We start from the raw sequence: 8,093 nt of genomic DNA on the forward strand, positions 1-8,093 counted from the left end.
ATCCACCGCCTGTGGGGGAGAAAAACTTTCCCGACTGGACCAAGATCGCGACAAACACGGCGCCCGCCGCCGCGCCGGCGGGACGAATGTAAGAGGCTTAGATCGTTTGCATCCATTACCTGTGGACGATTACCGTAAGCACATGGCACAGGCATCCACATCCCCGAAGGCGCTCCGGCGACGCCATGACCGAGAGATCGTCACCCTCGCCCTTCCCGCCTTCGGGGCACTGGTCGCCGAACCCCTCTTCGTGATGGTCGACAGCGCGGTCGTCGGCCATCTGGGCACCCCCCAGCTGGCGGGGCTCGCCATCGCCGCGGCGCTGCTGATGACCGCCGTGAGTGTTTTCGTCTTCCTCGCCTATGCCACCACAGCCGCCGTCTCCCGCCGTGTCGGCGCGGGCGATCTCACCGCCGCGATCCGCCAGGGCATGGACGGCATCTGGCTGGCGGCCATCCTGGGCACGGCACTGGTCGTCCTCACCCTGCCCACCGCCCCCTGGCTGATCGATCTGTTCGGGGCCTCCGACACCGCCACCCCCTACGCCCTCACCTATCTCCGGGTCTCCAGCCTGGGCATCCCCGCCATGCTGATGGTGCTCGCCGCCACCGGCGTGCTCCGGGGGCTCCAGGACACCCGTACCCCGCTCTATGTGGCCCTCGGCGGCTTCACGGCCAACGCGGTCCTCAATGTGGTGCTGGTCTATGGAGCCGGACTGGGTATCGCCGGGTCCGCCTGGGGCACCGTCATCGCCCAGTGGGGCATGGCCGCCGTCTATCTCATCGTCGTCGTCCGCGGTGCCCGGCTCCACCAGGCCTCCCTGCGCCCCCATGCGGCGGGAATACGGGCCAGCGCCCGCGCGGGTGTTCCCCTGCTGGTCCGGACGCTCTCCCTGCGTGCCGTGCTGATGATCGCCACCGCGGTCGCCGCCCGGATGGGGGACGCCGAGATCGCCGCCCATCAGATCGTTCTCTCGCTGTGGAGTTTGATGGCCTTCGCCCTGGACGCGATAGCCATAGCGGGGCAGGCCATCATCGGCCGCTATCTGGGGGCCGGTGACGCCGAGGGGGCCCGGCAGGCATGCCGCCGGATGGTGCAGTGGGGGATCGCCTCCGGTGTGGCGCTGGGGGTGCTGCTGGTGATCTTCCGGCCGCTCTTCCTGCCGCTGTTCACGGGTGACCCCGTGGTCCATGATGCCCTGCTGCCCGCACTACTGGTGGTCGCGGTCTGCCAGCCCGTCGCCGGAGTGGTCTTCGTTCTCGACGGTGTACTGATGGGGGCGGGAGACGGCCCCTATCTGGCCCGCGCCATGCTGGTGACCCTGGCGGTCTTCGCCCCGGTCGCCCTGCTGGTGCCCGCCCTGGGCGGCGGGCTGGCGGCACTGTGGTGGGCCATGACCCTGATGATGGCCGTCCGGCTGGTCACCCTCTGGCTCCGTGCCCGCTCCGGACGCTGGATCGTCCTCGGCGCGACCCGCTGACCACCCCGCCGGGCATGTTTCACGTGAAACATCCGGTTTCACGTGAAACATGATCAAGCCCACCGCCGGGGCCGGGCCCGCCACAGGGCCGTGACCAGGCCAGGGACAGCATGAAGGGCCGCACCCCAGGGGGTGCGGCCCTTCATGTCGTGCTCACACGCTGCCTCAGGCAGCGATGACCTCGACGCCGAAGGTCGCAGCGACCTCCGGGTGCAGACGCACGGACACCTGGTGCGAGCCCAGGGTCTTGATCGGCGAACCGAGCTCCACGCGGCGCTTGTCGACCTCCGGGCCACCAGCGGCCTTGATCGCCGAAGCGACGTCAGCCGGGGTGACGGAGCCGAACAGGCGGCCGGCGTCGCCGGAGCGAACGGCCAGACGAACCTTCACGCCCTCGAGCTTGGCCTTGATCTCGTTGGCCTGCTCGATGGTCGCGATCTCGTGGATCTTGCGGGCGCGGCGGATCTGCGCCACGTCCTTCTCGCCACCCTTGGTCCAGCGGATCGCGAAACCACGCGGGACCAGGTAGTTGCGAGCGTAACCGTCCTTGACCTCGACGACATCGCCGGCGGCACCGAGACCGGTGACCTCCTGGGTGAGGATGATCTTCATGATGCTGTCACCCTTCCCTTATCGCGCGGTGGACGTGTACGGCAGCAGTGCCATCTCACGGCTGTTCTTGACAGCCGTGGCGACGTCACGCTGGTGCTGAGTGCAGTTGCCGGTCACGCGGCGGGCACGGATCTTGCCACGGTCGGAAATGAACTTCCGCAGCATGTTCGTGTCCTTGTAGTCCACGTACACGGTCTTGTCCTTGCAGAATGCGCAGACCTTTTTCTTCGGCTTGCGCACAGGCGGCTTCGCCATGATGTTTCTCCTGTGTGATCAAGAAGTGGGAGTGCGAACTCCCCCGAAGGGCCCCACAGGGGGTCCTTAGAAGGGGGGCTCGTCCGAGTAGCCGCCGCCGGAAGAGCCGCCGGAGCCTCCGCCCCAGCTGCCGCCGCCGCCCTGCTGGGCGGGGGGGCCGGACGGTGCACCGGTGGCCCAGGGGTCGTCGGCGGGAGCGCCGCCACCCTGCTGGCCACCACCGGGAGCCTGCTGGCCCCAGTTGCCGCCACCACCCTGCTGACCGCCGCCGTAGCCGCCCTGGCCACCACGACCGGTGGTCTTGGTGACCTTGGCCGTGGCGTTCTTGAGGCTGGGGCCGACTTCCTCGACGTCCAGCTCATAGACCGTGCGCTTCACGCCCTCGCGGTCCTCGTACGACCGCTGCTTCAGCCGACCCTGCACGACCACACGCATGCCGCGCTGGAGCGACTCGGCGACGTTCTCCGCCGCCTGACGCCAGACCGAGCAGGTCAGGAAGAGGCTTTCGCCGTCCTTCCACTCATTGGTCTGCCGGTCGAAGGTGCGGGGGGTGGACGCGATACGGAACTTCGCGACCGCCGCACCGGAGGGGGTGAAACGCAGCTCGGGGTCGTCGACAAGATTGCCGACGACCGTGATGACGGTCTCGCCTGCCATGGGGGAACCTCTCGGCGGGGATTGCTTCTGGCTGCTTGCTGCTACTCAGGCCCGATGACCTCTGAGCGGAGAGCTCAGTGGGTCTCGGGACGGAGGACCTTGGTCCGGAGGACCGACTCGTTCAGGTTCATCTGCCGGTCGAGCTCCTTGACGACCGCAGGCTCGGCCTGCAGGTCGATGACCGAGTAGATGCCCTCGGGCTTCTTCTTGATCTCGTAGGCGAGACGACGACGGCCCCAGGTGTCGACCTTCTCGACCTTTCCGTTGCCCTCACGGACGACGGAGAGGAAGTTCTCGATCAGGGGGGCGACAGCGCGCTCCTCCAGATCGGGGTCGAGGATGACCATCACCTCGTAGTGACGCATGTGGAACCCACCTCCTTTGGACTCAGCGGCCACGGTCGTTCCGTGGCAGGAGGGTCGTGATGCGTGAACACCGGCGCCTGAGCACTTCAGCATCAGACCATCCGCCACTGACAGCGGCGGACGATCGGGCCTGGTACTGGGCAGACACCGGTGCAGACCGTACAGAGTACCCGCACAGGGCCGTGCGGTTGAAATCCGGCGGTCCACGGCCGCAATCTGGATACATCGGGTGTGCACGGCACTACGAAGCGCCGTGTTCCGGCAACGCCAGGAGGTGCCAGATGGCACAGGCAGCGCGACGTCAGACATCCCTCTTCGCCACGGACGGCAAACCGCATCCGCTCCAGGACACCCTGGCCGTGGTCACGGCCGCCCTCGGTCTCCTCGCCCTGGCGACCGCGGGCTTCCCCTCTCTGCATCTGCTCACCTCGTGGGCGGGGCTGCTGGGCATCCTCAGCGGCGGCTACGGACAGTTCATCTCGGTGACGACCCGGGAACGCACGGTGCTGGTCATCGGGCTGGGTGCATCGGCCATCGGCTTCTTCCTCGGCATGGCCCACGGCGGGCTCTTCGGCGGCTTGATCGGCTGACCGGGACACGGCCCCCGGCCCGTCCGGTGCCGCCTCCGCACCTCAGCGGCGCCACCGGCACGGGCCGAGGGCCGTGCGGCCATCCGGGGTCCTCCCCACGCCCAGTAGGCTTCGGCGCGAGAGCCGGAGCCCCTGATCCATGGGGACACACCTGCCGAGGAGCGCCCCGCATGAGCCTGACCCTGAGGACCATCAGCCGAGAGCAGCATCTGGCATTCATCCAGTCGATGCCATCGGCCAGTCACTGCCAGGTTCCCGCGTGGGCCGATGTGAAGACGGAGTGGCGCTCGGAGAACCTGGGCTGGTTCGACCGGACCGGGCAGCTCGTCGGCGCGGGACTGGTGCTCTACCGCCAGCTTCCCAAGATCAAGCGCTATCTGGCCTACCTCCCCGAGGGGCCGGTGATCAACTGGTACGCGCCCAACCTGGACGACTGGCTCCAGCCCATGCTCGCCCACCTCAAGCAGCAGGGCGCCTTCTCCGTGAAGATGGGCCCCCCGGTGGTCATCCGCCGCTGGGACGCCCCCGCCATCAAGGCCGGCATCCAGGACCCGGATGTGAAGCGTCTGCGGGACGTGGAGGCCACCCACATCGAGCCGCGCGCCTTCGAGGTGGCCGACCGGCTGCGGAAGATGGGCTGGCAGCAGGCGGAGGACGGCGGCGCCGGCTTCGGTGACGTCCAGCCGCGCTACGTCTACCAGGTGCCGCTGGCCAACCGCTCCCTCGACGATGTCCACAAGGGCTTCAACCAGCTGTGGCGCCGCAACATCAAGAAGGCCGAGAAGGCCGGTGTCGAGGTGGTCCAGGGCGGCTACTACGACCTTGAGGAATGGCAGCGGCTCTACGAGATCACCGCGATCCGCGACCGCTTCCGGCCCCGCCCGCTCTCCTACTTCCAGCGCATGTGGACCGTTCTCAACACCGAGGACCCCAACCGCATGCGGCTGTACTTCGCCCGGCACAACGGGGTGAACCTCTCCGCGGCCACCATGCTGGTCGTCGGCGGGCATGTCTGGTACTCGTACGGCGCCTCGGACAACATCGGGCGCGAGGTGCGGCCCTCCAACGCGATGCAGTGGCGGATGCTGCGCGACGCGTACGCCATGGGCGCCACCGTCTACGACCTGCGGGGCATCAGCGACTCCCTGGACGAGACCGACCATCTCTTCGGTCTGATCCAGTTCAAGGTCGGCACCGGCGGCGAGGCCGTCGAGTATGTCGGCGAGTGGGACTTCCCGCTGAACAAGCTGCTGCACAAGGCGCTCGACATGTATATGTCCCGCCGCTGACCCCGGCCCCGCCCGCCGTCGGCGCCGGACCGCCCGGCACCGCTGACGTCGGCTGATTCCACCCCGTAACCTCGTAGATCCCGTACACCCCTCTGCCACACCCCCTGCTGCACCGCAGCCACCAGAAAGGTTCCGGGCCGGCCATGGCGCTCTCCCTGTATGTCGACACCACACGCTGGCGGGCGCACCAGAAGTCCGTGACCGACCAGTTCCCCGGCCTCGTACCGGTCTGCAAGGGGAACGGCTACGGCTTCGGCCATGAGCGGCTCGCGGAGGAGGTCAGCCGCTTCGGCACGGACATGCTGGCCGTGGGCACCACCTACGAGGCCGCGAAGATCAAGGACTGGTTCGGCGGCGATCTGCTGGTGCTCACCCCCTTCCGCCGGGGCGAGGAGCCGGTGCCGCTGCCGGACCGGGTGGTCCGTTCCGTCTCCTCCGTGGACGGGGTGTACGCGCTGGTGGGCGCCCGGGTGGTCATCGAGTGCATGAGCTCGATGAAGCGCCATGGTGTGCTGGAGCATGAGCTGCCCCAGCTGGCCGGCGCCATCGACGATGTCCGGCTGGAGGGGTTCGCCCTCCATCTGCCGCTGGACCGCACCGACGGGTCGGACGCGGTCGAGGAGGTCATCGGCTGGATGGACCGGCTGCGGGCGGCGCGGCTGCCGCTGCACACGATGTTTGTCAGCCATCTGCGCGCCGAGGAGCTGGCCCGGCTCCAGCAGCAGTTCCCGCAGACCCACTTCCGCGCCCGGATCGGCACCCGGCTGTGGCTGGGCGACCATGAGTCGACGCAGTACCGGGGCTCGGTCCTCGATGTGACCCGGGTGTCGAAGGGGGACCGCTTCGGCTACCGCCAGCAGAAGGCGGCCTCCGACGGCTGGCTGGTCGTCGTCGCCGGGGGCACCTCGCACGGGGTGGGCCTGGAGGCCCCGAAGGCGCTCCATGGTGTGATGCCGAGGGCCAAGGGGGTGGCCCGTGCCGGTCTGGCGACGGTCAACCGGAATCTGTCGCCGTTTGTCTGGGCGGGCAAGCAGCGCTGGTTCGCCGAGCCGCCGCACATGCAGGTCTCGATCCTCTTCGTCCCCTCCGACGCGGAGGAGCCCCGGGTCGGCGACGAGCTGGTGGCGCATCTGCGGCACACCACGACCCAGTTCGACCGTCTGGTCGACCACTAAGGCTCCCGCCGTCAGGGGGCGTCGTTCGGCGCGGTGCCGGGCCCGTCGGGGACCGGCTTCCGCGCCCCCGTGCCGGCCTCGGCCCCCGTCCCCCACTCGACCACGGGACCATCGCTGTCCTGATCGGTGGGTACGGTGCTGAGCAGGGCGAATTCATCCGGGGCCCCATCGAGTACCCCGCCCGACGGATCGTCCGAGCCGTCCTGCCGTACGGGGTCCCGGTCCGGTCGCAGGATGTCGCGTACCACCACCACGCACAGATAGAGCGTCCCCAGCAGATGCAGGGCGACGGCGACGTGGTAGCCCTCCGCGGGCAAGCCCTGGTTCTTCCCGCCGGTGGTGAAGGCGAGGTACATCCAGATGCCCAGGAAGTACATCACCTCGCACGCCTGCCAGATCAGGAAGTCGCGCCAGCGGGGGCGGGCGAGAGCGGCAAGCGGAATCAGCCAGAGGACATACTGCGGCGAGTAGACCTTGTTGGTGAGGATGAACGCGGCGACCACCAGAAACGCCAGCTGGGCGAAGCGCGGACGGCGGGGCGCGCAGAAGGTGAGCACGGCCAGGCCGGCGAGGACCACCACCATCAGCGCCACGGCCCAGGCGTTCGCGGTGTCCGGCTCGATCACCGTGTCGGTGCGCTGTTTGATCACCAGCCACAGGGAGCCGAAGTCGACCTGCCGCTCCTGGCTGAAGGTGTAGAACTGCCGCCATCCGTCGGAGGCCCACACCATCACCGGCAGATTCACCGTGAGCCAGGTGGCCGCGGCGGCGAGCACGGCGGCCCCGTACTCCCGCCAGCGGCCCGCCCGCCAGCAGAGCAGCAGCAGCGGGGCGAGGAGCAGGACCGGATAGAGCTTCGCGGCGGTCGCCAGGCCGATCAGGGCGCCGAAGGCGACCGGCCGTTCCCGGGACCACATCAGCATCGCGGCGGCGGTGAGCGCGACGGCGAGCAGATCCCAGTTGATCGTGGCGGTGAGGGCGAAGGCGGGCGCCAGGGCGACGAGCAGTGCGTCCCAGGGGCGCCGCCGGTGGGTGCGGGCCGTACAGACGGCGATGACCGCGGTACAGATCATCAGCATGGCCGCATTGACCATCCAGTACATCTGCTGCTGTTGCTGGAGCGTCCCGCCGGAGAAGTCGAACCAGGCGGCGACCTGCATGAAGAGGCCGGTCAGGACGGGGTACTCCAGATACGGCATATCGCCCGGGAGCCGGTCGAAGTACGGGATCAGCCCTTCCGAGAAGCCCCGGCCGACATAGAGGTGCGGGATGTCGGAGTAGCAGGCGTGGGTGTACTGCGAGTTCACGCCCCGGAACCAGGCCCAGTTGTAGCAGGGCATCTTCTGCACCATGCCCAGGGCGAAGGTGCCGAGGGCCACCAGGACGACCACGCGTACGGGGGTGGCGGAGCCCGCGGGAGCGCGCCGGGCCCAGCGGCCCGCCGGTCCGCCGATGATCTCGCTGCCGGACGCCGCGAGGGGGTCGCGCCGGGTGGGGCGGACGTCCGGGCGGTCGTCGTGCACGCTCGTCTCCTCTGCGCTGGGCATGGTGCTCATCCTGCCGTACGGAGGGGGAGACGGGCCGTACGGAGGGGAAGACGGAGCGAGGGCCGCCGTCCCCGGGCACGGGCCGGCTGCGGGGGGGGGGGCCGGGCCCCGGGGGCGGGGGCC

Annotated in this window: 9 protein-coding genes; 4 read left to right on the forward strand and 5 right to left on the reverse strand. The window is 69.1% G+C overall.

Going from position 1 to position 8,093, the window contains the following annotated elements; translation table 11 throughout:
- The first annotated feature begins 142 nt into the window (after positions 1–142).
- Positions 143–1,480: an MATE family efflux transporter gene (locus tag ABT354_RS07230; RefSeq protein WP_351490109.1), complete on the forward strand. Its 1,338-nt coding sequence runs from the start codon at positions 143–145 to the stop codon at positions 1,478–1,480.
- Positions 1,481–1,645: 165 nt separating this feature from the next.
- Here ABT354_RS07230 and rplI read toward each other — a convergent pair whose 3' ends face one another.
- The 4 genes from rplI to rpsF all read right to left on the reverse strand — a co-directional run bounded on the left by rplI (position 1,646) and on the right by rpsF (position 3,369).
- Positions 1,646–2,092: a 50S ribosomal protein L9 gene (rplI, locus tag ABT354_RS07235; RefSeq protein WP_351490112.1), complete on the reverse strand. Its 447-nt coding sequence runs from the start codon at positions 2,090–2,092 to the stop codon at positions 1,646–1,648.
- A gap of 18 nt (positions 2,093–2,110) precedes the next feature.
- Positions 2,111–2,347, reverse strand: a complete 237-nt coding sequence (rpsR, locus tag ABT354_RS07240) for a 30S ribosomal protein S18 (RefSeq protein WP_003956534.1) — start codon at positions 2,345–2,347, stop codon at positions 2,111–2,113.
- 66 nt (positions 2,348–2,413) lie between these two features.
- On the reverse strand, positions 2,414–3,004 hold the full coding sequence (locus ABT354_RS07245) for a single-stranded DNA-binding protein (RefSeq protein ID WP_351490114.1): 591 nt from the start codon (positions 3,002–3,004) through the stop codon (positions 2,414–2,416).
- A gap of 74 nt (positions 3,005–3,078) precedes the next feature.
- A complete protein-coding gene (gene rpsF, locus ABT354_RS07250; protein WP_003956532.1) occupies positions 3,079–3,369 on the reverse strand; it encodes a 30S ribosomal protein S6 in 291 nt (96 codons plus the stop codon).
- Positions 3,370–3,650: 281 nt separating this feature from the next.
- Between rpsF and ABT354_RS07255 the strand changes: the two genes are divergently transcribed.
- The 3 genes from ABT354_RS07255 (at position 3,651) to ABT354_RS07265 (ending at position 6,423) form a co-directional block, all read left to right on the forward strand.
- Complete coding sequence (locus ABT354_RS07255) at positions 3,651–3,959, forward strand: hypothetical protein (protein ID WP_351490118.1); 309 nt, start codon at positions 3,651–3,653, stop codon at positions 3,957–3,959.
- A 170-nt stretch (positions 3,960–4,129) separates the two neighbouring features.
- A complete protein-coding gene (locus ABT354_RS07260; RefSeq protein WP_351490120.1) occupies positions 4,130–5,248 on the forward strand; it encodes a lipid II:glycine glycyltransferase FemX in 1,119 nt (372 codons plus the stop codon).
- A 143-nt stretch (positions 5,249–5,391) separates the two neighbouring features.
- Positions 5,392–6,423, forward strand: coding sequence for an alanine racemase (locus tag ABT354_RS07265; RefSeq protein WP_351490122.1), 1,032 nt, complete (start codon positions 5,392–5,394; stop codon positions 6,421–6,423).
- Positions 6,424–6,434: 11 nt separating this feature from the next.
- On the opposite strand, the gene ABT354_RS07270 is transcribed toward ABT354_RS07265, so the two are convergent.
- Positions 6,435–7,970, reverse strand: coding sequence for a glycosyltransferase family 87 protein (locus tag ABT354_RS07270; protein ID WP_351490124.1), 1,536 nt, complete (start codon positions 7,968–7,970; stop codon positions 6,435–6,437).
- Positions 7,971–8,093 lie beyond the last annotated feature (123 nt).

Origin of the sequence: Streptomyces sp. NPDC000594 (assembly GCF_040299965.1) — a bacterium.
GTDB lineage: Bacteria > Actinomycetota > Actinomycetes > Streptomycetales > Streptomycetaceae > Streptomyces.

Bases quoted from the DNA above. Each gene is read 5' to 3' on its own strand.
- ABT354_RS07270 (WP_351490124.1), bottom strand. From the start codon at position 7,970: ATGCCCAGCGCAGAGGAGACGAGCGTGCACGACGACCGCCCGGACGTC.
- ABT354_RS07255 (WP_351490118.1), top strand. From the start codon at position 3,651: ATGGCACAGGCAGCGCGACGTCAGACATCCCTCTTCGCCACGGACGGC.
- ABT354_RS07230 (WP_351490109.1), top strand. From the start codon at position 143: ATGGCACAGGCATCCACATCCCCGAAGGCGCTCCGGCGACGCCATGAC.
- ABT354_RS07265 (WP_351490122.1), top strand. From the start codon at position 5,392: ATGGCGCTCTCCCTGTATGTCGACACCACACGCTGGCGGGCGCACCAG.
- rpsR (WP_003956534.1), bottom strand. From the start codon at position 2,347: ATGGCGAAGCCGCCTGTGCGCAAGCCGAAGAAAAAGGTCTGCGCATTC.
- ABT354_RS07260 (WP_351490120.1), top strand. From the start codon at position 4,130: ATGAGCCTGACCCTGAGGACCATCAGCCGAGAGCAGCATCTGGCATTC.
- rpsF (WP_003956532.1), bottom strand. From the start codon at position 3,369: ATGCGTCACTACGAGGTGATGGTCATCCTCGACCCCGATCTGGAGGAG.
- rplI (WP_351490112.1), bottom strand. From the start codon at position 2,092: ATGAAGATCATCCTCACCCAGGAGGTCACCGGTCTCGGTGCCGCCGGC.
- ABT354_RS07245 (WP_351490114.1), bottom strand. From the start codon at position 3,004: ATGGCAGGCGAGACCGTCATCACGGTCGTCGGCAATCTTGTCGACGAC.